This is a genomic window from Spirosoma fluminis, assembly GCF_054778895.1.
Map to the genome: position 1 here is coordinate 202,293 of NZ_BAAGZD010000036.1, position 25,197 is coordinate 227,489.

The 25,197-nt window shown below is 47.8% G+C and carries 24 protein-coding genes; 22 read left to right on the top strand and 2 right to left on the bottom strand.

Annotated elements, in window-relative coordinates:
- The 7 genes from ACYVBJ_RS21695 (at position 1) to ACYVBJ_RS21725 (ending at position 7,887) form a co-directional block, all read left to right on the top strand.
- Positions 1–162 (top strand): nucleotidyltransferase family protein, encoded by a 162-nt coding sequence (locus tag ACYVBJ_RS21695; RefSeq protein ID WP_460984396.1) that lies wholly within the window; start codon positions 1–3, stop codon positions 160–162.
- A gap of 181 nt (positions 163–343) precedes the next feature.
- Positions 344–739, top strand: a complete 396-nt coding sequence (locus ACYVBJ_RS21700; protein WP_460984397.1) for a HepT-like ribonuclease domain-containing protein — start codon at positions 344–346, stop codon at positions 737–739.
- Entirely contained in the window at positions 732–1,901 is a 1,170-nt protein-coding gene (locus tag ACYVBJ_RS21705; RefSeq protein ID WP_460984398.1) for a 1-deoxy-D-xylulose-5-phosphate reductoisomerase, read from the top strand. Before ACYVBJ_RS21700 ends, ACYVBJ_RS21705 begins: the two co-directional genes overlap by 8 nt.
- A gap of 172 nt (positions 1,902–2,073) precedes the next feature.
- Entirely contained in the window at positions 2,074–3,393 is a 1,320-nt protein-coding gene (gene rseP / locus ACYVBJ_RS21710; RefSeq protein WP_460984399.1) for an RIP metalloprotease RseP, read from the top strand.
- 3 nt (positions 3,394–3,396) lie between these two features.
- Entirely contained in the window at positions 3,397–3,927 is a 531-nt protein-coding gene (locus ACYVBJ_RS21715; RefSeq protein ID WP_460984400.1) for a DUF6702 family protein, read from the top strand.
- 182 nt (positions 3,928–4,109) lie between these two features.
- Positions 4,110–6,614 carry an endopeptidase La gene (lon, locus tag ACYVBJ_RS21720; protein WP_460984401.1) on the top strand — a complete coding sequence of 835 codons (2,505 nt, stop codon included), beginning with the start codon at positions 4,110–4,112 and terminating at the stop codon, positions 6,612–6,614.
- Positions 6,615–6,684: 70 nt separating this feature from the next.
- On the top strand, positions 6,685–7,887 hold the full coding sequence (locus ACYVBJ_RS21725; RefSeq protein ID WP_460984402.1) for an AGE family epimerase/isomerase: 1,203 nt from the start codon (positions 6,685–6,687) through the stop codon (positions 7,885–7,887).
- A gap of 14 nt (positions 7,888–7,901) precedes the next feature.
- Here the strand turns inward: ACYVBJ_RS21725 and ACYVBJ_RS21730 are convergent, their stop codons facing one another.
- Positions 7,902–8,471: a hypothetical protein gene (locus tag ACYVBJ_RS21730; protein ID WP_460984403.1), complete on the bottom strand. Its 570-nt coding sequence runs from the start codon at positions 8,469–8,471 to the stop codon at positions 7,902–7,904.
- Between the two features lie 60 nt (positions 8,472–8,531).
- On the bottom strand, positions 8,532–9,341 hold the full coding sequence (murQ, locus tag ACYVBJ_RS21735; RefSeq protein WP_460984404.1) for an N-acetylmuramic acid 6-phosphate etherase: 810 nt from the start codon (positions 9,339–9,341) through the stop codon (positions 8,532–8,534).
- A 125-nt stretch (positions 9,342–9,466) separates the two neighbouring features.
- On the opposite strand from murQ, the gene ilvD reads away from it, so the two are divergent.
- The 15 genes from ilvD (at position 9,467) to ACYVBJ_RS21810 (ending at position 25,039) form a co-directional block, all read left to right on the top strand.
- Entirely contained in the window at positions 9,467–11,167 is a 1,701-nt protein-coding gene (gene ilvD / locus ACYVBJ_RS21740) for a dihydroxy-acid dehydratase (RefSeq protein WP_460984405.1), read from the top strand.
- A 52-nt stretch (positions 11,168–11,219) separates the two neighbouring features.
- The gene (gene ilvB, locus ACYVBJ_RS21745) at positions 11,220–12,965 is read left to right on the top strand and encodes a biosynthetic-type acetolactate synthase large subunit (protein WP_460984406.1); all 1,746 of its coding nucleotides are present in this window, start codon (positions 11,220–11,222) and stop codon (positions 12,963–12,965) included.
- Positions 12,966–13,051: 86 nt separating this feature from the next.
- A complete protein-coding gene (gene ilvN / locus ACYVBJ_RS21750) occupies positions 13,052–13,585 on the top strand; it encodes an acetolactate synthase small subunit (protein WP_460984407.1) in 534 nt (177 codons plus the stop codon).
- A gap of 40 nt (positions 13,586–13,625) precedes the next feature.
- The gene (ilvC, locus tag ACYVBJ_RS21755) at positions 13,626–14,669 is read left to right on the top strand and encodes a ketol-acid reductoisomerase (protein WP_460984408.1); all 1,044 of its coding nucleotides are present in this window, start codon (positions 13,626–13,628) and stop codon (positions 14,667–14,669) included.
- A 63-nt stretch (positions 14,670–14,732) separates the two neighbouring features.
- Complete coding sequence (locus tag ACYVBJ_RS21760; RefSeq protein ID WP_460984409.1) at positions 14,733–15,308, top strand: O-methyltransferase; 576 nt, start codon at positions 14,733–14,735, stop codon at positions 15,306–15,308.
- Between the two features lie 41 nt (positions 15,309–15,349).
- Entirely contained in the window at positions 15,350–16,624 is a 1,275-nt protein-coding gene (gene ilvA, locus ACYVBJ_RS21765) for a threonine ammonia-lyase IlvA (RefSeq protein WP_460984410.1), read from the top strand.
- Positions 16,625–16,634: 10 nt separating this feature from the next.
- Positions 16,635–16,853, top strand: a complete 219-nt coding sequence (locus ACYVBJ_RS21770; protein WP_460984411.1) for a nucleotidyltransferase family protein — start codon at positions 16,635–16,637, stop codon at positions 16,851–16,853.
- A 78-nt stretch (positions 16,854–16,931) separates the two neighbouring features.
- Positions 16,932–17,282: a HepT-like ribonuclease domain-containing protein gene (locus ACYVBJ_RS21775; protein WP_460984412.1), complete on the top strand. Its 351-nt coding sequence runs from the start codon at positions 16,932–16,934 to the stop codon at positions 17,280–17,282.
- Positions 17,283–17,289: 7 nt separating this feature from the next.
- Positions 17,290–18,150, top strand: a complete 861-nt coding sequence (locus tag ACYVBJ_RS21780) for a helix-turn-helix transcriptional regulator (RefSeq protein ID WP_460984413.1) — start codon at positions 17,290–17,292, stop codon at positions 18,148–18,150.
- Positions 18,151–18,279: 129 nt separating this feature from the next.
- Positions 18,280–19,683, top strand: a complete 1,404-nt coding sequence (gene leuC, locus ACYVBJ_RS21785; protein ID WP_460984414.1) for a 3-isopropylmalate dehydratase large subunit — start codon at positions 18,280–18,282, stop codon at positions 19,681–19,683.
- Between the two features lie 119 nt (positions 19,684–19,802).
- Positions 19,803–20,399, top strand: a complete 597-nt coding sequence (gene leuD / locus ACYVBJ_RS21790) for a 3-isopropylmalate dehydratase small subunit (protein ID WP_460984415.1) — start codon at positions 19,803–19,805, stop codon at positions 20,397–20,399.
- 65 nt (positions 20,400–20,464) lie between these two features.
- Entirely contained in the window at positions 20,465–21,985 is a 1,521-nt protein-coding gene (locus ACYVBJ_RS21795; RefSeq protein WP_460984416.1) for an alpha-isopropylmalate synthase regulatory domain-containing protein, read from the top strand.
- 1 nt (position 21,986) lies between these two features.
- The gene (gene leuB / locus ACYVBJ_RS21800) at positions 21,987–23,066 is read left to right on the top strand and encodes a 3-isopropylmalate dehydrogenase (RefSeq protein WP_460984417.1); all 1,080 of its coding nucleotides are present in this window, start codon (positions 21,987–21,989) and stop codon (positions 23,064–23,066) included.
- A 249-nt stretch (positions 23,067–23,315) separates the two neighbouring features.
- Entirely contained in the window at positions 23,316–24,455 is a 1,140-nt protein-coding gene (locus ACYVBJ_RS21805) for a 2-isopropylmalate synthase (RefSeq protein ID WP_460984418.1), read from the top strand.
- Between the two features lie 116 nt (positions 24,456–24,571).
- Complete coding sequence (locus tag ACYVBJ_RS21810; RefSeq protein ID WP_460984419.1) at positions 24,572–25,039, top strand: hypothetical protein; 468 nt, start codon at positions 24,572–24,574, stop codon at positions 25,037–25,039.
- Positions 25,040–25,197: the final 158 nt, after the last annotated feature.

Consider the following 25,197-nt stretch of genomic DNA (forward strand, 5'->3'; position numbering starts at 1 on the left):
ATGAAATCAGCAACTGTTGATCGAGACTATATCTTAGAACCGCTGAGAGCAAATCGAGAAAGATTGCGCGAAGAGTTTGGCATTGAGCGAATAGGCATATATGGCAGCTTTGCGCGGAATGAACAAACCGAAAAGAGCGACATTGATCTCGTATACGATTAAAAGCCAAATGTTAAGTTAGCCTGAACACAGAAGGAACGGTTGTATAGGATTCTTCGCCGGAAACTCCACCGAAAAATGGACTTAGTTGGCAGCGAGCTGATGAACCCATATATCAAGCACAGCATGCGCAAAGACGTCATTTAGGTTTTGCAGTCGTAACCCAACGCATATATGCACGACCTTGGAATGCATCGAAAAAATATTCGTGTATACTAATGGCTTCTTCGATCCTGTAGAATTCACTTGGGCAAACGACCAATTGGATTTCAATGCTACGTGGAATATGTTACTTGTTATTAGTGAAGAATCTAAAAAATTTGACATCGGCTTAAAGAATGCTTATCAGGCTATTCCCTGCCAGCAGATAGCAGGAATGCGTAATTATTTAGCTTATGACTATAGAGGAGTAGATAAAGATTTAATATTCCAAACAAGCCGCGATAGCCTCGTCATTCTTAAAGATGTACTCATTGATATGATTGGTAACGTCGACTACGAAAACGGTGCTCTTGTTGAAGCCTTAAACTCTCCCTACTATCGGCATATCCAATACCTTCGTAGTAAATTACATGACTAATAAAAAACGCCATATCGCCATTCTCGGCTCGACGGGTTCCATTGGAACGCAGGCCGTAGAGGTAATAAAAGCTCATCCTGACCAGTTTCAGGCGGAGGTGCTGACGACCAATACCAATGCTGACTTACTTATCCAGCAGGCCATCGAGTTAAAGCCTAACGTAGTTGTCATCTGCAATGAAGATCGCTATGACCAGGTATTTTCAGCCCTCGACCCGCTGGGAATTAAAGTATATGCCGGACTCAAGGCTATTGCTTCGGTTGTTCAGATGGATACCGTTGATATGGTGCTTACCGCCATGGTCGGTTACGCAGGTCTGCTACCCACGATCAAAGCGATTGAAGCCGGTAAATCCATTGCGCTGGCCAATAAAGAAACGCTGGTAGTGGCTGGTGAACTGATTACGCAGCTAGCCGCCCAAAAAGGGGTGAACATCTACCCGGTCGACTCGGAGCACTCAGCAATTTTCCAGTGTCTGGTTGGTGAATTCCATAACCCGATCGAGAAAATAATTCTGACGGCTTCCGGCGGCCCCTTCCGGGGTAAATCACGCGAGTTTCTGGCAACAGTCACTAAAGCGCAGGCCCTGAAGCATCCGAACTGGACCATGGGCGCTAAGATTACCATCGATTCGGCTACCTTAATGAATAAAGGGCTGGAAGTCATCGAGGCCAAGTGGTTGTTTGGGCTCCGACCTGATCAGATCGACGTAGTGGTTCACCCGCAGAGCATTATTCATTCGCTGGTGCAGTTTGAAGATGGAAGCTTAAAAGCACAGATGGGCTTACCCGATATGCGCCTGCCGATCCAGTTTGCCCTGGGATACCCGAACCGTTTACGGTCGGATTTTTCGCGCTTTAACTTCCTGGATTATCCGTCCCTCACATTCGAACAGCCCGATATGGAAACGTTCTCTAACTTGCGGTTGGCGTTTGAGGCCCTGGAGCGGGGTGGTAATGCCCCTTGCATTATCAATGCCGCCAATGAGGTTGCCGTTGACGCTTTCCTGCACGATCAGATTGGCTTCCTGGAGATTTCGGAGATTATTGCGTCTTGTCTGTCCAAAGCGACCTTTGTTCAACAACCCGTGTACGATGATTATGTACGTAGCGACGACGAAGTTCGGCGATTAGCGGCTGAGCGAATCAAAACTTTGGTTTAGGTGTTTGTACAGTAAGTGTTATCCTCAACGTTTTCGAATAGATGGAATACTGGCTTTGGTTTGTTATTGGCATTGCGCTTGGCGTCTTCCTACTCAGAGCGCTTAAACGTCGTTCGAAGTAACCAGTCCAGTTTGCTCATTTGTAAATCTGTATTACCTCAGTTCTGAATAGATGGAAATTTTAGTGATGGCAGGGCAGCTCATTCTGGGCTTGTCCATTTTGGTAGGCTTACATGAATTAGGGCACTTGCTGGCAGCAAAGGCGTTCGGCATGCGCGTTGAGCAATACTTTATTGGTTTCCCACCCAAAATATGGAGCATCAAACGGGGCGAAACAGAATACGGAGTCGGAGCTATTCCGCTGGGCGGATTTGTCAAAATTACGGGCATGATTGATGAGTCGCTGGATACGGCTCATACATTGACGGAACCCCAGCCTTACGAGTTTCGTGCTAAACCAGCCTGGCAACGCCTTATCGTTATGCTCGGCGGTATTATCGTCAATGTAATCGTGGGTATTCTGATTTTTGTGGTTCTGTCGTACAAAAATGGGCATACGTATCTGGCAGCCAAAGACGCTAAATACGGTATAGTCGCTTACGATCTGGCCAAGAGCATCGGCTTACGTACTGGTGACAAAATTGTGAAGGTCAATGGCAAGGAGATTACCAATTTTGAAGAAGCGATTGACGTTTCCAATGTATTTCTTGGCACAAACAGTTCGTACACAGTTGAACGCAACGGTCAACTTATCGACATTGATATTCCCAATGATTTTGTCGATAAACTAGTAGACAGAAAAAAAGCGTTGCAGTTCATCGATCCTATTGAACCCTTCAAAGTTAAGGAAATAGCACCGGGACAGCCCGCCGAAAAAGCCGGTCTAAAAGCAGGTGACGTAATCACGAGCGTTAACGGTAGGCCAATTCGTTTCTACCATGAATTTACCGAGCTTGTTAAACCGCTTAAGCGTAAACCCATCACCTTAGGCGTTAATCGGAATGGACAGGACGTAGCGCTCAAGATGACTACTACGGAAGAAGGTACAATTGGATTTTACCCTGAATTCCTGCTCAAACTCACGACTCAGGAGTATACTTTCGGGGAAGCCATTTCAGTTGGTACGCAACGGGCCTTTCAGGTCGTTTACGACAACATAAAGGGATTTGGCAAGATATTCCGAGGTGAAGTTTCGGCGTCAAAAGCGCTCAGTGGTCCGATTGGTATTGCCCAGAATCTGTTTGGCGGTATCTGGGTATGGGATCGCTTCTGGACAGTTACCGGACTACTGTCGATGGCACTTGCGTTTATGAACGCGCTCCCCATTCCGGCTTTGGACGGCGGGCACGCAACGATTCTGAGTTATGAGATCATTTCGGGTCGTAAGCCTTCTGACCGCTTTCTGGAAGCAGCGCAACGGGTAGGCATGGTCATCTTACTGGGACTAATGGCCTTTGCTATCTTCAACGACGTATTTAAAGCTGTTTTCTAGATCTTGAAAGGGGTAAAATTTCGTTTTCTCATTCTGTTTATTGTGGCCGGTTGCCTATTTGGCGGCCGGCCCTTAACGCTTCATGACTTCCATGCCAGCGTTACGCAAATGCAGTATAATCAAAAAGACCGTGTCTTTGAAATCAGCATCCGGATTTTTACCGATGATTTTGAGAAAGCACTTTCAGAGGAACATAAAACTAAAGTTTACTTATCAAGTACACCTTCGGCAGACCGTTCAAGCGATAAAAACGATCCATTAATCGAAAAATACATCCGTTCTCACTTTGCCTACGTAAATGCCCAAAAACAACCCAAACCCTTTGAGTATGTGGGACATGAGGTCGAAGCTGATGCCAACTGGCTCTATCTCGAAATGCCTTATGCCGAACCTTTCAAGGGAGGTCTACTGAAGCAGAATGTATTGATGGAGACCTTTGACGATCAGGTCAACATGGTTAACATAAACTACGTCGGCCAGAAAAAAACGTTTGTTTTTCGCAAAAATCAGCCCATTCAGGACATTTCTTTCTGATTAATAAATTTATTAGGGCTATAGGTTGCTAGTTTAGTTATTTTGTGAGAGTAACGTCAGGTCCGCCGTCTCGTCATAAGAGAACGAACTGGCACAGGCCTTGCAAGTACTTTATCCCCTGACTTTTCTGCAAGTAACAGACACCTACATGTAATGAAAGCTGTCACATTGGCAGTGCACTTATGATTTCAAATAAAGAGTTAACTACCCGTTTGTTGCTGGCCGATTTCGACTCGGACAATCTGGAGATTGTTCCGCTAGGATCGCCGGAGGGTTTGGATGATGATTATGACCTTCCAGCGAACCTGCCCATTTTGCCGGTTCGGAATACTGTGTTGTTTCCAGGCATGGTGATTCCCGTTACGGTGGGACGCTCGAAATCGATACGGCTGGTCAAAAAAGCTTACAAAGGCAACCGAATAATCGGCGTGACCGCCCAACTGAATCAGCAGAAAGATGAACCTACTGTCGACGATTTGTATCGATTCGGCACAGTAGCTTATATTATCAAGATGATTACGCTGCCCGATGGTAATATCACCATTATCATCCAAGGTAAAAAGCGCTTCGAAATTCAGCAAATCACCCAGGAAGACCCGTACATGACGGCGAAGGTTCGCCAGATTGACGACGTATTTCCGAACGTGAACAAGAAAGAAGGAAAAGCACTGCTTCAGTCGCTGAAGGACGCGGCTTACAAAATGTTACGTCTCAATCCTGAAATTCCGCAAGAGGCCCGCATTGCGCTGGACAACATTGAGAGCCCAACCTTTTTGCTGCACTTTCTGTCGTCGAACATCAACGCCGACGTAGCGGATAAGCAGCGCCTGCTCGAAACCCTGGAAGGCAACCAACAGGCCAACCTCTTATTGGAGTATATGCTCCGGGAAGTGCAGCTGCTTGAGTTGAAGCGGGAAATTCAATCGAAAGCCTCGTCTGATCTCGACCAGCAACAGCGTGATTATTACCTACGCCAGCAAATGAAAGTTTTGCAGGACGAACTGGGCATGGATAATCCCGACCGCGACATTGATGAGCTACGCATAAAGGCCGACGCAAAAAAATGGCCGACTGAGGTTCGCGCTCACTTTGAGAAAGAGCTTAACAAATTGCAGCGTATCAACCCCATGGCTCCGGAATATCCGGTTACGATGAACTACATCGAGCTGATGGTTGATTTGCCCTGGAATGAATACACAAAGGACAACTTCGACCTGAAACGGGCGCAGAAAATTCTGGATACCGATCACTTCGGGCTCGAAAAAGTGAAAGAACGGATTATCGAATACCTCGCCGTTCTGAAGCTAAAAAATGATATGAAAGCCCCGATTCTGTGCCTATATGGCCCTCCTGGTGTTGGTAAAACATCGCTGGGTAAGTCGGTTGCAAAAGCGCTGGGGCGTAAGTATAGCCGTATGGCTCTCGGTGGAGTGCACGATGAGGCTGAAATTCGTGGGCACCGCAAAACATATATCGGTGCTATGCCGGGCAAGATTATCCAGAACATCCGCAAGTGCGGCACGGCCAATCCGGTGTTTATTCTGGATGAAATCGACAAGGTCAGTTCTGATTTTCGGGGTGACCCATCATCGGCTCTGCTGGAGGTACTCGATCCGGAACAGAACTCAACGTTCATGGACAACTACCTCGAAACAGAGTTCGATCTGTCGCGTGTCTTGTTCATAGCTACGGCGAATTCGCTGGACACCATCCACCCCGCGTTGCGTGATCGGATGGAAATCATTGATATCGCGGGGTATACCGTTGAAGAAAAGGTGCAGATCGCCAAAAAGTATCTTATTCCAAAACAACGTAAAGATCATGGTCTGAAACCCAAAGATCTGGTTATTGAAGATAAAGCCGTTCTACGTATCATCGAAGGCTACACGCGTGAGTCGGGGGTACGTAATCTGGAGCAGAAAATTGGCGCTTTAGTGCGGAAGGTAGCCAAATCGATCGCTATGGAAGAAGAGTATAACCATACGATCAAAGCGGCTGATATTCCAAAAATGCTTGGGGCCGAAATCTTTGATAAAGAGCTGTACGCTGACGACGACATTGCGGGTATTGTTACTGGGCTAGCCTGGACCCAGGTCGGTGGCGAAATCCTGTTGATTGAATCAAGCCTGAGCCGGGGCAAAGGCGTCTTGACCTTATCCGGACAGCTTGGTGAGGTCATGAAAGAATCGGCCATTACAGCCCTTTCTTACCTGAAAGCGCATGCCGATACGCTGGGAATCGATTACCGGATTTTTAGCAATTATGATCTGCACATCCATATTCCCGCTGGTGCTGTTCCGAAAGATGGTCCGTCAGCGGGCATTACGATGCTGACGTCGATGACATCTATCTACACTCAACGAAAGGTGCGCCCGTATCTGGCCATGACTGGCGAAATAACGTTGCGTGGCAAAGTTCTTCCGGTAGGTGGAATTAAAGAAAAGATTCTGGCTGCTAACCGGGCCGGCGTTAAAGAGATTATCTTGTGTTCGAAGAACCGAAAAGACATCGAAGAGATTAATCAGACATACATCAAAGAATTGAAATTCCACTACGTAGATACGGTTGATCAGGTGCTGGAGTTTGCTTTGCTACCTGAACAGGTTGGTAAACCGATGCAATTTATCTTACCCGACGACGATACCGCATCTCGAAAAGAGCAACGGGAGGTCGAGCGGATCTATTAAGACAGAGAAAACACGCGAAACGGGGTTGGACTGATGCATCAGTCCAACCCCGTTTTATATATTTACGGGTATGCTGAATTTTCAAAAGCTTTCCGCTGATTACCAACAGGCCTTATTACGTCAGGCTGTGCCCTTCTGGGTCAAGAACAGCTGCGACAAACAATGCGGAGGGTATTTTGACATGCTGTCGGCTGCTGGCGAACCTATTCAGGGGGATAAATTTGTGGCTTTGCAGGCTCAGCAGGCCTGGGCTTTCTCCTGGCTATACAACTCGTTTGATGGACAGCCGAACTGGCTGGCGCACGCCCGGCACGGAATTGACTTTCTGAGCCAGTTTGCCCACGATGATATGTTAAATTGCTATACGCAGCTCGACCGCCGTGGCCGTCCTGTAGCTCCACATACGAGTATTGTTCCGGATAGCTTCGTGGTGATGGCCTATGCTCAGTTTTACCAGGCAACCGGTGAAGATGAGTGGGCGTTGCTGGCTAAGCAAACATTCACTACGTTATCTACCCGCTGGGATTCGATACGGCTTGAGCAAACGCAGAACATAGGTGATTTCAGGAACGTATGGCACCTTAGTGAACCGACAACGGCACTTAAGGCCCTGCTTGAGTCAAAGGCCCTGTTTGATGAGGAGGTTTGGAAAGAAACGGTAGAGATTATTCTGCAACGACTGTTACGTGAATTTCTGGACCGACGTACCGACGCCCTGCGGGAACATATTTTACCCGAAGGCGGATTTATGAATACGCCCGAAGGTCGGCGGCTGAATGTTGGGCTGATCTTCCAGACGGTGGGTTTTCTGCTCGATTTATGCGCAGAGAGTGGTAACCGAAAATTAGCCATTCAGGTAACGGCCTGGTGCCTTAAACTTTGTGAACAGGCGTGGGACGAAGCAGCCAGTGGACTGAACGAGTTTATCGACGCCAAAGGTGAGCCCCTAATTGTACCAGCCACTTCCATGAAATGGGCCTGGGTACAACTGGAAGCCATCACGTCTTTACTAAAAGGGTACTTTCATACGCACCACCCCGACTGCCCCAAATGGTTTAAACGTATTCACGACTACACATTTGAAACCTTTCCCGATTCTAAACAGACAGGCTGGCACCTGGCGGTCGATACGCATAAACAACCGTTGCTCAACGCAAAAGCGATTCCAACCATAGGCTGTTTCTCCCTTATTCGGTGCCTTGCCGAAAGCGCCCAGTTATTAACGAAGTGCGGGCAACTGCAACCCGTAGGCAGACATGTCCGTGTCGTTTGACTAAAATTCACCCGTTAACGTAACGAAAGAACAGTAAACTCATCCTCATCTGCGGTCACAAACAAGAAACTCGCAATTGTGTCTTCCAGGAGCGTTCGACTAACGTCAAACTGATGGTTTCCAGCTTCAATATAACGGGTAAATAACGTAGATTGACTGGTTGTGTGAATCGCGTTAAGCTGGTACAAATCGACTGTTAACCGACAGGCTTGCCGGACAACTATGTATAGCTGAATCGTTTCCGATTGCTCACAGTTCACGCTAACCAGCCGATTAGTCTCAATAGGTTTGGCGGCCAGCGTTGTCGTAATCTGTCTTACGAGTAATGGAACGATAGGGGCAAGTCCGTCAACGAAATGCACACCTGGATGCTGGCCTTTAAAGTTTCTTTTCAGGCCCGCTCTCGTATCTTCATCGACGCCCCGCCCAAACGCAATCAGATCAAAATCGGCCGCATTAAAATCCTGATCAGCTTGTTCGACAAGACGGGTCGTTTCTACAAGCATCTTTTCGTTGATCAATGCCTCAGCGAGTGCCGACAGCACCGCTGGATTACGGCCAATCAACAATACCTTTTTATTCATGCTCTTTAGTTCACTACAAAAAGGCAGTCGTTATTCAGACCAAAATATTGCAGGAGCGGCTTACGAATTATTCTGTTTAAAGTTATCAATGGCCCCTCGCACGTTGCCGTACTTTTCTAGTAAGGATTCGGCTTCCTCCCGACTGACACCGATTTCGCTCATAACCATTTTAGCGGCCCGATCCTGTAATTTAACATTTGTCAGTTGCATGTCGACCATTTTATTACCTTTCACCCGGCCTAACTGAATCATAACTGACGTAGAAATCATGTTCAACACCAGTTTCTGTGCAGTCCCCGCCTTCATGCGCGTACTACCCGTAACGAATTCCGGACCAACCACTACTTCAACCGGAAACTCAGCTGCCTGAGCAACAGCCGAACCTGTATTACATACAATACAGCCCGTCAACAGTCCGTTGGCCCTGGCTTGCTGTAGTCCGCCGATAACATAGGGAGTTCGCCCAGAAGCCGCAATTCCAATCACGGTATCGGTTGGGCTAGGTTCGTAAGGCGCAATATCTTTCCAGGCTTGCTCGGCATCGTCTTCGGCGAATTCTACGGCTTTCCGAATAGCTCCATCGCCACCAGCCATAATCCCAATTACCAGATCAAACGGCACACCATAGGTCGGTGGACATTCGGAGGCATCAACGACGCCCAACCGTCCACTGGTACCGGCCCCGATATAAATTAAGCGCCCACCTGCTTTCATGCGCTTAACAATTTCAGTAACAAGTGCCTCAATCTGCGGTACTGCCTTTTCTACAGCATCCGGTACTGTTTTGTCTTCCTCATTAATATTCACGAGTAGGTCGTGAACAGGCATCTGTTCCAGATGATCGTAATGCGATGTGGTTTCTGTTGTCATAGCCCAAAAATACAGGGTTCGACCTTTAACTAATAAATAATACCTGAACTATTGCCTTTTAAATAAACATGAATTTTATTTACAGCGTTATTACACCAGTAGCGAAATTTCGCTAGACGCAAGTTATGATTCCAGAAACCTCAGCCACCGAACTAAACCGCTTTAGCAAAACACTTACTCAGGATATAAGTAACCCTGCTGCCCAGGCCATGCTTTATGGTGTTGGGCTAACCGAAGAGGATATGCAAAAACCTCAGATCGGTATAGCTAGTACAGGTTACGAAGGCAACACCTGCAACATGCACCTGAACGGATTATCCGTGTATGTGAAACAGGGGATTCAGGCGAATGGGCTGGTTGGTTTAATTTTTAATACAATCGGTGTATCGGATGGAATGACAAACGGGAATGACGGCATGCGCTACTCACTACCCAGCCGCGACTTAATCGCTGATTCAATTGAATCAGTGGTGGCGGCTCAGTGGTACGATGGTGTTGTAACCGTAGTTGGCTGCGACAAAAATATGCCAGGGGCCATAATGGCCATGGCTCGTCTCGATCGACCTGGTATTATGGTATATGGCGGCACGATACGTTCGGGTCATTACAAAGGGCAAAAATTAGATATCGTTTCGGCCTTTGAAGCGTTGGGTAAACGTTACGCCGGAAACATATCAGATGAAGACTTCAAGGGCGTGGTTCAGAATGCCATTCCCGGAGCAGGTGCCTGTGGTGGTATGTATACGGCAAACACCATGGCAAGTAGCATTGAAGCTATGGGACTTAGTTTGCCATTCAGCAGTAGCTACCCGGCTACGCACGAAGGTAAGCAGGAAGAATGCAAGAAAATAGGAGCCGCTATGCGGTTGCTTCTGGAACGTAATATTACGCCGAGGGATATTATCACGCGCAAGTCGCTCGAAAATGCGTTCACCGTAGTGATGGCACTTGGCGGCTCTACCAATGCCGTGTTGCATTACTTGGCAATTGCCCGGGCGGTCGATATTCCGTTGACACTCGATGAGATTCAGGCCATGAGTGACCGGGTTCCGCTGATAGCTGACTTGAAGCCAAGCGGCAAGTACTACATGGAAGACGTACTGGCCATCGGTGGTGTACCGGCGATTATGAAATACTTGCATCAGGAAGGTATGATTCATGGCGATTGCATGACGGTTACGGGCAAAACGGTTGCCGAGAACCTGACCGAAGCGCCTGATCTCGATTTCAATACGCAAAAAATTGTTTTTCCGTTAGCACAAGCGATCAAGAAAACCGGACACATCCAGATCCTTCGCGGTAACCTGGCCCCTACCGGATCAGTTGCCAAGATCACGGGTAAAGAAGGCGAGCGATTCGAAGGCGTTGCCAAGGTATGCGAGCACGAAGGCGAAGTGATTGGCGCTTTGCAGAAAGGAGAGATTTTACCGGGCCAGGTAATTGTAATCCGTAACGCAGGGCCCAAAGGCGGCCCGGGCATGAGCGAGATGCTGAAACCAACCTCGGCTATTATGGGCGCTGGCTTAGGCGACAAAGTTGCGTTGATAACCGACGGACGTTTTTCGGGGGGTACCCACGGCTTCGTAGTCGGCCACATTACGCCTGAAGCCTACGAGGGCGGTCCTATTGCTCTTGTTCAGGATGGTGATCTTATTACAATTGATGCTATCAATCGTCAGATAACCCTTCATATATCCGACGAGGAGATGGACCAGCGTCGGAGCCAATGGAGCCAACCTGCCCCACGTTTTACGAAAGGTACTCTCGGAAAATACATCCGAAACGTGAAGTCAGCCAGCGAGGGCTGCGTAACGGATGAAGAATAAATAAAATACTTCGCCAGAAACAACAAACTGAACAATATAAACGACTAGCGTCATGGAAGCAGTTGCCAGTGTAATGCCGCAAATTCAGGAGCCAGAAACGGCCCCTACTTATGTAAACGGCTCAGAAGCCTTAATGAAATCGTTGGTAGCCGAAGGGGTAGAAACCATCTTTGGTTATCCGGGCGGAGCCATCATGCCGGTCTATGACGCCCTATACGACTTCCAGGACCGTATTAACCATATATTGGTACGTCATGAGCAGGGAGCGGCTCATGCCGCCGAAGGATTCGCCAGGGTTACTGGCAGAGCCGGTGTATGCCTCGTTACGTCCGGTCCCGGCGCAACAAACCTCGTTACGGGCATTGCTGATGCCCTGATCGACTCAACGCCTATGGTCTGCATTGTAGGTCAGGTGGCTAAAAAATTGCTGGGTACCGATGCGTTTCAGGAAGCCGACGTAATGGGCGTCACTATGCCCATCACCAAATGGAATTATCAGATTACGAGCGCCGACGAAGTCCCCGATGTCATCTCGAAAGCGTTCTATATAGCCCAGTCGGGTCGCCCCGGTCCGGTACTGATCGATATTACGAAGAGTGCGCAACTTGAGCTGATGACTAAACCGTTCGTGTACGAACGTTGCCAGTCGATTGTCAGTTATCGCCCTCGCCTGGTTCCCAAGCAGGACCAGGTGGAGGCAGCCGCTCAGTTGATTAATGCAGCCAAACGGCCTTACATCTTTGTTGGCCACGGTGTGCAGATCGCCAAGGCTGAAGAGGAACTGCTGGCGTTTGCCGAGAAGACCGGTATTCCGGTTGCCACAACACTGCTCGGGCAATCTACGATTTCTACCGCTCACCCTCTCTACGTAGGCTGGTTAGGTATGCATGGTAATTACGGTCCAAATGTAATGACCGATCAGGCCGATTTGATTATTGCTATCGGTATGCGCTTCGACGACCGCGTAACGGGTGATACCAGTAAATTCATCAAACAGGCGAAAGTCATTCACATCGAAATTGACCCGGCTGAAATTGACAAAATCATTAAAGCGGATGCGCCGGTTGTTGGCGATGCCAAAGAAACGCTGAAAGCCTTACTGCCGCTCGTACATCCTAACGATCATACAATCTGGCGGAATGAGTTTCGCAAATATGACGCAGTAGAAGACGAAGCCATTACAACACCGGAGTTAGCCGGTACCGCCGACAAGATTAAAATGGCAGAAGTCATCGATCTGCTGTCCAAAAAAACGAATGGTGAAGCGATTCTGGTTACCGATGTTGGGCAGCATCAAATGAAGGCATCCCGTTACTACCAGTTCCGTCGGCCAAACAGCTTGGTTACGTCGGGGGGGATGGGTACGATGGGTTTTGCCTTACCCGCTGCGTTTGGTGCGCAGGTCGGCGCACCTGACCGCCAGGTTGTGGCCGTTATTGGTGACGGTTGCTTTCAGATGACCTTACAGGAGTTAGGCACCATTGTCCAGAATAAGCAGCCGGTAAAAGCGATCATCCTCAATAACAACTTTTTAGGCATGGTCAGGCAGTGGCAGCAATTGTTTCACCAACGGCGCTACTCGTTTGTGGAACTCCAAAATCCCGACTTCATCACCATTGCCAAAGGGTTCGGTATGGATGGTCATACCTGCGACGAACGCGAGAACCTATCAGCTTCCCTCGATACGATGCTGGCTCACGATGGCCCGTACCTGCTCGAAGTAGTTGTGGAGAAAGAAGAGAATGTCTTCCCGATGGTACCAGCCGGGACAAGCGTATCGCAAATTAGATTGAAATAGTCGTTCGCTACGTGTCATAAATGGTCATCAGCTCATTTCGTAACAACAGGACCAATAATGCTGAATGACACCTTACCAACCACAACATGACGACCTACACTATCTGCATATTCACGGAAAACACGATCGGGCTGCTCAACCGGATCACGATCATTTTCACGCGCCGTCGTATCAATATTGAAAGCCTGACCGTATCAGAAACCGAACGGAAAGGCATCTCCCGGTTTACGATCGTCATCAAGCACGAATCGCGTGAGGACGTAGAGAAACTGGTCCGGCAAATACGTAAAATTGTCGAAGTACTGGCAGTGTTTGGCTATCTCAACGATGAGATTGTCTATAACGAGATTGCCCTGTTCAAAATTTCGACCCCACTGGGTGGTAAATCGCTCGATGTAGAAACCATCAACAAGCGGTATAAAGCCTGGGTCGTGTACTGGGGGCTGGACTACGTAGTGATAGAAAAGACGGGTAATGACACAGACATTTTTGATTTCTTCGCTTACCTCAAACAGTACGAAATTCTGGAGTTTGTGCGGTCCGGCCGGGTCGCGGTAGGTAAAACCGAAAAAGGGCTGGTCGAATACTTACCTGAGGCCGAATGGGCTTATTATCTGTAACTAATTAACCTGAATACACGAGTACAAAAATCAATTAAATATGGCAACGATTAATTTCGGAGGAGTTGAAGAGCAAGTTGTTACACGGGAAGAATTCCCACTGGAGAAAGCCCGTGAGGTGCTGGCCAATGAAGTAATTGCCGTTATCGGCTATGGCGTACAAGGCCCCGGTCAATCGCTCAACATGCGTGACAATGGCTTTAACGTTATTGTTGGTCAACGGAAAGGTAAAACGTACGACAAAGCGGTTGCCGACGGTTGGGTACCGGGCGAAACCCTGTTTGAGATTGAAGAAGCCCTCGAGCGCGGCACCATCATCTGTTTTTTACTCTCCGACGCTGCCCAGATTGAACTCTGGCCTACGGTAAAAGCCGCACTTAAGCCTGGCAAATCATTGTATTTCTCGCATGGCTTCGGTGTTACGTATAAAGATCAAACGGGCATCGTTCCTCCTACTGATGTTGATGTATTCTTAGTGGCACCGAAAGGTTCTGGTACATCGCTACGCCGGTTATTCGTAGAAGGCAAAGGCCTCAATTCCAGCTTTGCCGTTTATCAGGATGCATCGGGTCACGCTCGTGAAAAATGCATCGCTATGGGCATCGGCGTTGGTTCGGGCTACCTGTTTGAAACTGATTTCTACAAAGAAGTAACCTCTGATCTGACCGGTGAGCGCGGTACGTTGATGGGGGCGATCCAGGGCATTTTTGCGGCTCAGTACGAAGTATTACGCTCCAATGGCCACAGCCCTTCGGAAGCCTTCAATGAAACCGTTGAAGAGCTAACCCAGTCGCTTATGCCACTCGTCGCCGAAAACGGTATGGACTGGATGTACGCCAACTGCTCGACTACGGCACAACGTGGTGCCCTCGACTGGTGGAAACCTTTCCGTGATGCCACCAAGCCCGTGTTCGAGCAGCTGTACAACTCCGTGAAAGCGGGCGAACAGGCCAACATCTCCATTACCCGTAACTCACAACCTGATTACCGCGAGAAACTTGAGGGCGAATTAGCTGAGCTGCGCGAATCAGAAATGTGGCAGGCCGGTAGCGCCGTTCGCGGTCTGCGTCCGGAGCGCAGCTAATAATCTATTGTTCTATTTGTTGTCGGGGCAGTGGGCCTCGACAACATCCTTTTCTAAAAGTCTATGTTTGGCCACATCGCCGAGGTTGTTGCCCCCCATCATGAGATTGTATCCGCTTCGGCAGAGTTAGGATTTTCCATGAACGTGGATTTGCTGGCAGCCTCTCTATTGCGTACGCTGGCTCGATCGAAGCCGGGTGGCAACTTCCTGGAGTTAGGTACGGGAACAGGCTTATCGACCGCCTGGCTCCTCGACGGCATGGATGAGGGTTCAACGCTGGTGTCGGTCGATAATGATCCGGCTTGTTTAGCCATTGCGGAGCAATTTCTGGGTGCGGATAACCGATTACAATTGATCTGTCAGGACGGTGAGGAATGGCTTAACGCCAATACAGAATCATTCGATTTTATCTTCGCCGATACTTGGGCCGGAAAGTATCTACAACTTGATAAAGCGCTGTCAATACTAAAGTCTAATGGCATTTATTTGATTGATGACATGTTGCCACAGCCTAACTGGCCAGAAGGCCATCAGGCTAAAGCAGATCGATTAGTAGCCCAACTGGAATCAAGAGACGATTTGATACTGACAAAGTTGGCCTGGTCTACCGGCTTAGTGATTGCGACAAAGAAGGGCTGACGAAGTTTTCGTATTTTTGTTAAATACGGAACACGCAACGAATGAGCACTGGAACCGACGTCGACAAGCTAATTACCTTCCCCGACCTTGACAACATATACCTCGCGGCTGATCGGCTCAGGGGCGTGGCAACGCATACTCCTTTACAGGAAAACATCAACCTGTCAGACCGGTATGGCGCTACTATTTTTTTAAAGCGGGAAGATCTGCAGGTTGTCCGCTCCTACAAGATTCGGGGAGCTTACAACAAAATGGCCAGTCTGCCAGCCGAAGCCCTGGCAAAAGGGGTAGTATGCGCTAGTGCCGGTAATCATGCCCAGGGCCTGGCCTACGCCTGCCGCAAAATGGGAGTGCACGGCCGCATATTCATGCCCACCACAACGCCTAATCAGAAAGTAAAACAGGTAAAGTTGTTCGGGAAAGAATTCGTAGAAGTAGTGCTGACCGGCGACACCTACGACGATGCGTACCATGCAGCCATTGACTACGTAAACACCCACGACAGCACCTTCGTCCATCCCTTCGACGACTTACAGGTTATGGAAGGCCAGGGCACAGTTGGCTTAGAGATTTTTAAAGACTCGAACTTCAAAATTGATTACCTCCTGATGGCCATCGGTGGAGGTGGGCTGGCATCAGGCGTATCGACCGTGTTTAATCAGCTAAGCCCGAAGACCAAGCTGATTGGAGTTGAGCCGTTGGGTTCACCCTCCATGAAGGTAGCCATAGATGAAGGGCACGTAGTGACGCTCAATCAGATTGACAAGTTTGTCGATGGAGCCGCTGTGAAGCGCGTTGGTGAAACAACGTTTGAAATCTGCCGCAGATACCTCGACCGGGTCATCCTGGTACCCGAGGGAAAAGTGTGTACAACAATTCTACAGCTCTATAACGAAGAAGCCATTGTGGCTGAGCCAGCTGGCGCGTTGGCCATTGCAGCTTTAGATTTCCTGAAAGACGAAATTCGAGGTAAGAACGTAGTGTGTCTGGTCGGTGGCGGCAATAACGACATTACCCGAACAGAAGAGATAAAAGAGCGCTCTTTGCTGTACGAAGGACTCAAGCATTATTTCATCATCCGCTTCCCTCAGCGGGCCGGTGCATTCCGTGACTTTCTGAACGTATTAGGCCCTAGCGATGACATTAGCCGCTTTGAGTACGTCAAGAAAACAAACCGGGAAACCGGTCCCGCCGTAGTAGGCATCGAACTTAAACACCGCGAAGATTTCGAACCGCTCATCCAGCGGATGCAGGAGCAAAACATCGCTTTCGAGTACCTGAACGATCAACCTGATCTATTTCAGTTTCTGGTATAATTCAACAATCATGGCAGTTGCAGTTCAAACAAAAGACCAGATTTTTGAACGTGTGCGTTCGCACCAATCCGCACTGAAACAATTTGGGGCGGCTCGGCTTGGGTTGTTTGGCTCATTTGTGCGAGGTGAGCAGACTGAAAAAAGTGATGTAGATTTTGTTGTAGAGTTTCAGGAAGGAAAAAAACATTCCGCAACTTTATTAACATGGTCTATTATCTTGGAAAAGTAATGGGGCGACAAGTGGAGTTATTAACCTGGGATGGTATGGCTTCTTTTGTAAAACGGGAGGCAGAGAAAGAGATCGAATATGTGCCCATTACAGATTAATTTTCTACAGCACATACAAGCTGAACTTAATTTCATCGTACAACAGTCAGTCGATGTTTCCTATGAAGATTTCCTAAACCACCCATTGCTGTCAAAAGCATTTATCAGAAGCTTCGAGATAATCGGCGAGGCCTGTAAAAATGTTTCTGATCAGTTTCGCTCTAATAATCCTGAATTCGACTGGCGGGGCTTTACTGGCATGCATGATAAGCTAATTCATAACTATTGGGGTATCGATTACCAACTTATGTGGGATGCTATTCGGAATGAAGTTCCTGCTAATAAAGAGTGGATTGATATTATTATCAAACAGGAGTTGAATAAACCCTGATTGGATTATGCTCCGCGTTCCTTCATCTATTCAGCCCGATCAGTTTCAGTCCTTGAGCATCCGTCGATCCGACGCGTCGGAAATGACGTTTGTGGCGTATCGTAGCGACGTATACCCTGAACGGAACGAAGTTTTTTTTGAGGAGCATGCCGTTATTGTCGTACTGGAAGGCGCAAAAAAATTCAGTTCACCTACTCAGGAATTACACGTCCGCAAAGGACAGATTCTGTTTTTCCAACGAGGGTGCTATTCGATGAACGAATCTATTGATTCGAGCTATCGGAGCCTTGTCTTCTTCGTCAATGAGAAACTCTTAAAAGAATTCGTTGGGCAACATTTGACCTTGTTTCAATCGGTACCCTCCCCGCTACCGTCCGACTCAATTCTTTCGCTGACGTCATCACCTACGTTCGCCACCTTTATTGATTCGCTACTGCCTTATTTCGGCGCGAAAACTCCTTTCTTGAACGAGCTATTACGTCTGAAATTTCAGGAATTGCTGTTGCATCTGCTTGAACTGGACACCTCTGGCCAGCTAAGAGCGGTACTCTTGCATATTTATCAGGGCCAGAAGCCGGACCTCGATTACCTCATGCATACGTATCTTTTAAAGCCATTGTCTATGAACGAGTTATCAAGGCTTTCCGGGCGTAGTCTGTCTGCCTTTAAACGTGATTTTGAAGAACATTTTCACACCTCACCTGGGCAATGGATTCGTCAAAAACGTCTTGAACACGCTCATTTTTTGCTCCGTAATACAGATAAGAACGTATCAGAGGTTAGTATGGAGATTGGCTACGAAAGTGTATCCCATTTCATTAAAGCGTATAAACAGCAATACGGTTTTACTCCCAAACACAACGCCTGAGCTAAAATCGCTATTTACTGGACGAATGTCGTGATTAACGATTCAATAAGATCTGGCAATTTTGTAGCTAGGCTTCTCGGCCACATTAATTACAGAAATTTATCACAAGAAATAGTATCCTCTACAGCTATGAGTACCCCAAAAACCTTATTCGATAAAGTATGGGATGCGCACGTGGTTCGGCAGATTGAAGATGGCCCCGATGTGCTGTTTATCGACCGTCATTTCATTCACGAAGTAACAAGCCCGGTTGCCTTTCTGGGCCTGGAGGGCCGGGGCGCATCAGTGTTGTTCTCAGGACGTACATTTGCGACTGCTGACCACAATACCCCTACCCTCAATCAACACTTACCCGTTGCTGATCCCTTATCGGCTAACCAGTTAGCTGCCCTCGAACGTAACGCCACCAATCATAGTATCTCCTACTGGGGCTTGGGGCATGAGAAAAACGGGATCGTGCACGTAGTGGGTCCCGAAAATGGCATTACCTTACCCGGTATGACCATTGTTTGTGGCGACTCACATACGTCGACCCACGGTGCATTTGGTGCCATTGCGTTTGGTATTGGTACGTCGGAGGTTGAAATGGTGCTGGCATCTCAGTGCATCATGCAGCCGAAACCGAAGAAAATGCGGATAAGCGTCAATGGCACAGTAGGCAAAGGCGTGTTACCGAAAGATGTTATCCTTTATATCATTTCGCAAATTTCGGCGAGCGGAGCTACCGGCTACTTTGTTGAGTACGCCGGCGATGTATTCGAGAACATGAGCATGGAAGGCCGTATGACGGTTTGTAACATGAGCATCGAGATGGGCGCCCGCGGTGGTATGATCGCTCCTGATCAGAAAACGCTCGATTACTTAAACGGCCGTGAACTAGCTCCCAAAGGCGAACAGTGGGAAAAACTGATTCCTTACTGGCAGACGCTTAAAACCGAAGAAGGCGCTACGTTCGATGTTGACCTCACCTTCGATGCAGCCGATATTGAACCACAGATTACGTACGGAACAAATCCTGGTTTAGGCACGGGTGTAACGCGGCAGATTCCAGTAGCTGAAGCCGTAAAAGATGGCATTGCGAGCTACAAAAAATCGTTGCAGTACATGGGCTTCGCCGAAAACGAATCAATGATTGGTAAGCCCGTCGATTTTGTATTCCTCGGAAGCTGTACCAACGGCCGTATTGAAGATTTCCGGGCCTTTGCTTCGATCGTAAAAGGCCGTCAGAAAGCGAATAACGTAACGGCCTGGCTGGTTCCAGGGTCGCACATTGTTGAAAAGCAGATTCAGGACGAGGGCATTCTCGATATTTTAAAACAGGCTGGCTTTGAACTACGTCAGCCGGGCTGTTCCGCTTGTCTGGCGATGAACGAAGATAAGATTCCAGCGGGGAAATATGCCGTTTCAACTTCCAACCGCAACTTCGAAGGCCGCCAGGGACCAGGAGCTCGCACCTTGCTGGCCAGCCCACTAGTAGCGGCCGCAGCGGCCGTAACCGGCGTAGTAACTGATCCCCGTCAACTTATTCAATAACAGTCATTCGTTACGCGTCATGAGGTGGTCATTTGCAGGCATTATTCGTAGAACGACGGGTGGCCACCAATGACAACCAATGACTGCGTAGCAATAATGACCATGAACGCCCTACAATCATGGCTTACGATAAATTCACTGTACTCCGCAGCACCGCCGTTCCGATGCCAATCGAGAACGTAGACACTGATCAGATCATCCCGGCTCGCTTCCTGAAGGCTACCGAGCGCAAAGGGTTTGGCGATAACCTCTTCCGGGACTGGCGTTACAACAACGACGATACGCCTAAAGCCGACTTTGTCCTGAACAATCCTACTTATTTCGGAAAGATCCTGGTTGGCGGTAAAAACTTTGGTAGCGGTTCAAGCCGCGAACACGCGGCCTGGGCCATCTACGATTATGGATTTCGTTGCGTAGTCTCGAGTTTCTTCGCCGACATCTTCCGGAATAATTCGCTAAACATCGGCATTCTGCCCGTACAGGTTAGTCCCGAATTCTTAGAGAAAATCTTCGCAGCTACTGACGCTGATCCTAACACAGAGCTTGAAGTAAATCTGCCGGAGCAAACAATCACCCTTCTGGCGACCGGCGAAAGCGAAACGTTTGACATCAACGGTTACAAAAAGCACAATCTAATCAATGGCTACGACGACATCGATTACCTGTTATCGATGAAGAACGAAATTGCCACCTTCGCCGAAACGCGACCATTTTAAAGAGTGAAAGCGTGAAAGAGCAGATTGCTGCATCTTCTTTCACACTTTCATTCATTCTTTAAATTATGACACGTCGCTACATCGAAGTTATGGATACGACGCTCCGTGATGGTGAACAGACCAGCGGAGTGTCGTTTTCAGCGTCGGAAAAGTTGGCTCTGGCCCAGTTACTGCTCACTGAAGTCAAAGTAGACCGGGTTGAAGTAGCCTCCGCTCGGGTATCAGCCGGAGAGCTGGAAGCCGTTCAGCAGATTACCCAATGGGCGGCTAAAGCTGGTTTACTTGACAAAGTTGAGGTTTTAACGTTCGTTGACGGGCAGGCTTCGCTCGACTGGATGCAGGCGTCTGGAGCGAAGGTTATGAATCTGCTTACTAAAGGCTCGCTGAATCACTTAACCCATCAGCTGAAAAAATCTCCGCAAGAACATTTCGCCGATATTCAGGATGTTATCCAACAGGCACAAGAGCAAGGAATAGATGTCAACGTATATCTCGAAGACTGGAGTAATGGCATGCGCAACTCGCCTGAGTACGTAGCGCAGTACCTGGACTTCCTGCAGACGCAACCGGTCAAACGAGTCCTTCTGCCTGACACCTTGGGCGTACTTATTCCATCAGAGGCTTATCGATTCGTCCAGCAGTTAGTAAGCCGTTACCCGGTACTGCATTTTGACTTCCACGCTCATAATGATTATGATCTGAGCGTCGCTAACGTTATGGAGGCCATCCGGGCAGGAGCGCATGGCATTCATCTAACGGTTAATGGCCTGGGCGAACGAGCTGGCAACGCCCCCATGGCGAGCGCCATAGCCGTACTGCGCGATTTTATGCCGGAAGTGAAAATGGGCGTCGTTGAAAAATCGCTGTATCAGGTCAGTAAAATTGTCGAGACCTTCTCGGGGCTTCGCATTCCCGATAATAAGCCAGTAGTCGGCGACAATGTATTTACTCAAACAGCCGGTATTCACGCGGATGGGGACAAGAAGAACAACCTGTACTTCAATGCACTACTTCCTGAGCGCTTTGGCCGCAAACGGAGCTATGCTTTAGGCAAAACATCGGGCAAAGCCAATATTGAGAACAACCTTCGCGAGTTAGGCATTCAGCTGTCAGACACTGATCTTAAGAAAGTAACGCAGCGGGTTATCGAACTTGGCGATCAGAAAGAGGTGGTCACCCGTGAGGATCTGCCGTACGTCATCTCCGACGTATTGAATACCAATGCAATTGCCTCCCGGGTAGAGATCCTCAATTACGTCCTGACGCACTCCAAAGACCTTAAACCGTCGGCAACGCTACGAATGCGTATTGCAGAAGAGCAATTCGAGGAGAATGCCCAGGGGGATGGCCAGTATGATGCGTTCATGAATGCGTTAAAGAAGATCTATGCCCGAATGAAACTCAAACTTCCTGAACTGACAGATTACGCAGTACGTATTCCAACGGGTGGACGTACTGATGCCCTCTGCGAGACGATCATTACCTGGAAACATAACAATCGTGAATTTAAAACACGGGGCCTCGATTCTGACCAAACCGTTTCGGCGATCAAGGCAACCCAAAAAATGCTGAATACACTCGATTAACATGGCAAAAAAACACATTCTTGTTGTCCCCGGCGATGGCATTGGGGCTGAAGTAACCACCGTTGGTAAGCAAGTATTAGAAGTAATCGCACAAAAGTTCGGGCATGAGTTCACCTACGATGAAGCGCTGATTGGCCACGTTGCTATCGAAGCTACGGGATCTCCGCTACCTGATGAAACATTAAGAAAAATGCGGGCTTCCGACGCTGTTTTGTTCGGCGCCGTAGGCCATCCCAAATACGATAACGACCCTTCGGCAAAGGTCCGTCCTGAACAGGGACTGCTGAAGATGCGTAAAGAACTTGGCTTGTATGCTAACCTGCGGCCAATCAAACTATTTGATGAACTGCTCGACGCTTCCAGTATTAAGCCAGAGATTTTACGCGGAGCCGACATTCTGTTCTTCCGCGAATTGACGGGTGACGTGTATTTTGGTAAACGGGAACGTATTGACGAAGGTAATACGGCCTATGATACCATGATCTATAGCAAATACGAGGTCGAGCGTATCACGCGCAAAGCCTTCGAAGCAGCCCGTACCCGCAACAAAAGGTTATGTTCGGTTGATAAAGCTAATGTATTAGAAAGCAGCCGTCTGTGGCGTGAAGTCGTTCAAGCCATTGCGCCTGAGTACCCCGACGTCACAGTTGAACATCAGTTTATTGATGCAGCTGCCATGTTGTTAATCAAAGATCCCAAACGCTTTGACGTAGTAGTTACGGGCAATCTTTTCGGCGATATTTTAACAGACGAAGCTAGCCAGATCGCCGGTTCGATGGGTATGCTTGCTTCAGCTTCTGTTGGTGATAATACAGGAGTTTATGAGCCTATTCATGGATCTGCGCATGATATTACAGGCAAAGGCGTAGCTAATCCATTAGCTTCTGTATTGTCTGTTGCATTGATGCTTGATATTTCATTTGGCCTTAAATTAGAAGCAGAAACCGTTGTTAATGCAGTGGATAAAGTCCTGAAGAGTGGTTATCGGACTCGTGATATAGCAAATTCTACTACTGCTTCCGATAAAATACTGGGAACTGAAGCTATGGGAAATCAAATATTGAGTGAACTAAGTGCTTAATTTACAGAAATAGCAACCTTTCAAAAAAATGTGTTTTTACTTGCATAATTTTTTGAAAGTGATACTTTTGTAGCGTATTTACGCACTCAGCGAATTTTCGCAAATATATGCTATCAATTCTTTCTAATCAGCTACAACGACTGCATGTCTTATTGTAAGAGAGAAGGAGACTTTATATGCTTTTTAAGCCCTCTCTCTTAAGATAGGGCTTTTTTTATATAAACTAACCACCTGTAATCAATCAACCTAATGAGCCAACAAGTATTCATATTTGACACCACTCTGCGAGACGGGGAGCAAGTGCCAGGATGCCAGCTAACCACTGAAGAAAAAATTGTGGTGGCTAAAGAACTTGAACGTCTCGGTGTTGATGTTATTGAAGCAGGTTTCCCAATCTCAAGTCCAGGCGACTTCAAGTCAGTAGTAGAAATTTCTAAAGCCGTTACTGAGCCCACTGTATGTGCACTTAGTAGAGCCGTTAAAGGCGATATCGATGCAGCTGGCGAAGCGTTGAAGTGGGCGAAGCGAGGACGTATTCACACAGGTATAGGCTCTTCGGACATCCATATTCAGAATAAATTTGGCAGTACTCGGGAAAAAATTCTTGAACAAGCCGTAGCAGCCGTTAAACATGCCAAGACTTACGTAGAAGACGTAGAGTTTTATGCTGAAGATGCAGGCCGTGCCAATTTAGAATTTTTGGCAAAGTTAACGGAAGCCGTTATCGCTGCCGGAGCCACAGTTGTAAACATTCCAGATACAACTGGCTATTGTTTACCCGATGAATACGGTAAGAAGATAGCTTACATCTATGAACATGTGCCCAATGTACATCAAGCCACAATTTCAATTCATTGCCACAACGATCTTGGCTTGGCTACTGCCAATACGTTAGCTGGAGTTATGAACGGCGCACGTCAGGTTGAGGTAACTATGAACGGTATTGGCGAACGCGCTGGCAACACATCCCTCGAAGAAGTAGTGATGGCCTTAAAAGTGCGTAAAGAGCTTGGCTTTTATACAAATGTTGATTCAACTCGGCTTTTTCCTGTAAGCAACCTCGTAGCTGAAATGATGCACATGCCTGTTCAGGCTAACAAGGCTATTGTTGGCCGAAATGCGTTTGCTCATTCGTCAGGTATTCATCAGGATGGCTTCCTGAAACATTCTGAGAATTATGAAATCATGAATCCTCAAGATGTAGGTATTGATAAGTCATTAATCGTATTAACAGCTCGTAGTGGACGTCATGCATTAAAGCACCGGCTTGAGTTATTAGGGTTTCGTTATGATAAGCCCACATTAGACGGCATATACACGCGATTCCTCGACATGGCTGACGTACGCAAAGAGGTAAATGACAAAGATCTAATGGAGCTAGTCCGTTAACAAAGAAGGCCCTCCAGGGAGGGCCTTCTTTGTTAACGGACTAAGCGAACAAATTGAGTAAACGCCCTGTTCGGCTAGTATAATTAACGATTTGTCAATCTAACACAAACCTAGTTATGGCACGACCAACTCCTGAGCTAATTAATGCTCTCCGTCGTACAGCGCGCAATCTGCAAAATGGGGCGCCTTATCAATGGGGCCACATGGGAGGCTGCAACTGTGGTAACCTCGCCCAAGAACTAACTAAGCTTAATAAGGACCAGATTCATAAGTACGCTAGGCAGCGATACGGCGATTGGAACGAACAGTTAGAAGATTATTGCCCGATTAGTCAGATGCCGATCGACCTGGTTATCAATGAAATGCTCAACGCGGGCTTAATGCTGGAGGATCTCAAACACCTTGAGAAACTGAATGATCGACAAGTATTAACTCGTTTTCCAATTGAGAAGCGCTTTCTTAGGCACAATGTCCGTAATGACGTAGTAGCCTATATGAATGAGTGGGCTAATCTTTTAGAAGAACAATTGTTAGCTAAGATTACCTTGCCTGACTTCCAAGCGCATAACATCGCTGCTTTTTAAAGTTGTATAATTTTATTAATTAGCTAAACTAGAACGACTTCAGTCTTCTTCATAAAACCCTATAAACGGCGATAGCCCACCCCTTCCGGGATGGGCTATCGCCTTTACAATGACACCAGGTGGCACCTTCCTACTCTCCCGCTTGTGACAGCAGTACC

Bases quoted from the DNA above. Each gene is read 5' to 3' on its own strand.
- ACYVBJ_RS21695 (WP_460984396.1), top strand. From the start codon at position 1: ATGAAATCAGCAACTGTTGATCGAGACTATATCTTAGAACCGCTGAGA.
- ACYVBJ_RS21705 (WP_460984398.1), top strand. From the start codon at position 732: ATGACTAATAAAAAACGCCATATCGCCATTCTCGGCTCGACGGGTTCC.
- rseP (WP_460984399.1), top strand. From the start codon at position 2,074: ATGGAAATTTTAGTGATGGCAGGGCAGCTCATTCTGGGCTTGTCCATT.
- lon (WP_460984401.1), top strand. From the start codon at position 4,110: ATGATTTCAAATAAAGAGTTAACTACCCGTTTGTTGCTGGCCGATTTC.
- ACYVBJ_RS21725 (WP_460984402.1), top strand. From the start codon at position 6,685: ATGCTGAATTTTCAAAAGCTTTCCGCTGATTACCAACAGGCCTTATTA.
- ACYVBJ_RS21730 (WP_460984403.1), bottom strand. From the start codon at position 8,471: ATGAATAAAAAGGTATTGTTGATTGGCCGTAATCCAGCGGTGCTGTCG.
- murQ (WP_460984404.1), bottom strand. From the start codon at position 9,341: ATGACAACAGAAACCACATCGCATTACGATCATCTGGAACAGATGCCT.
- ilvD (WP_460984405.1), top strand. From the start codon at position 9,467: ATGATTCCAGAAACCTCAGCCACCGAACTAAACCGCTTTAGCAAAACA.
- ilvB (WP_460984406.1), top strand. From the start codon at position 11,220: ATGGAAGCAGTTGCCAGTGTAATGCCGCAAATTCAGGAGCCAGAAACG.
- ilvN (WP_460984407.1), top strand. From the start codon at position 13,052: ATGACGACCTACACTATCTGCATATTCACGGAAAACACGATCGGGCTG.
- ilvC (WP_460984408.1), top strand. From the start codon at position 13,626: ATGGCAACGATTAATTTCGGAGGAGTTGAAGAGCAAGTTGTTACACGG.
- ACYVBJ_RS21760 (WP_460984409.1), top strand. From the start codon at position 14,733: ATGTTTGGCCACATCGCCGAGGTTGTTGCCCCCCATCATGAGATTGTA.
- ilvA (WP_460984410.1), top strand. From the start codon at position 15,350: ATGAGCACTGGAACCGACGTCGACAAGCTAATTACCTTCCCCGACCTT.
- ACYVBJ_RS21770 (WP_460984411.1), top strand. From the start codon at position 16,635: ATGGCAGTTGCAGTTCAAACAAAAGACCAGATTTTTGAACGTGTGCGT.
- ACYVBJ_RS21775 (WP_460984412.1), top strand. From the start codon at position 16,932: ATGTGCCCATTACAGATTAATTTTCTACAGCACATACAAGCTGAACTT.
- ACYVBJ_RS21780 (WP_460984413.1), top strand. From the start codon at position 17,290: ATGCTCCGCGTTCCTTCATCTATTCAGCCCGATCAGTTTCAGTCCTTG.
- leuC (WP_460984414.1), top strand. From the start codon at position 18,280: ATGAGTACCCCAAAAACCTTATTCGATAAAGTATGGGATGCGCACGTG.
- leuD (WP_460984415.1), top strand. From the start codon at position 19,803: ATGGCTTACGATAAATTCACTGTACTCCGCAGCACCGCCGTTCCGATG.
- ACYVBJ_RS21795 (WP_460984416.1), top strand. From the start codon at position 20,465: ATGACACGTCGCTACATCGAAGTTATGGATACGACGCTCCGTGATGGT.
- leuB (WP_460984417.1), top strand. From the start codon at position 21,987: ATGGCAAAAAAACACATTCTTGTTGTCCCCGGCGATGGCATTGGGGCT.
- ACYVBJ_RS21805 (WP_460984418.1), top strand. From the start codon at position 23,316: ATGAGCCAACAAGTATTCATATTTGACACCACTCTGCGAGACGGGGAG.
- ACYVBJ_RS21810 (WP_460984419.1), top strand. From the start codon at position 24,572: ATGGCACGACCAACTCCTGAGCTAATTAATGCTCTCCGTCGTACAGCG.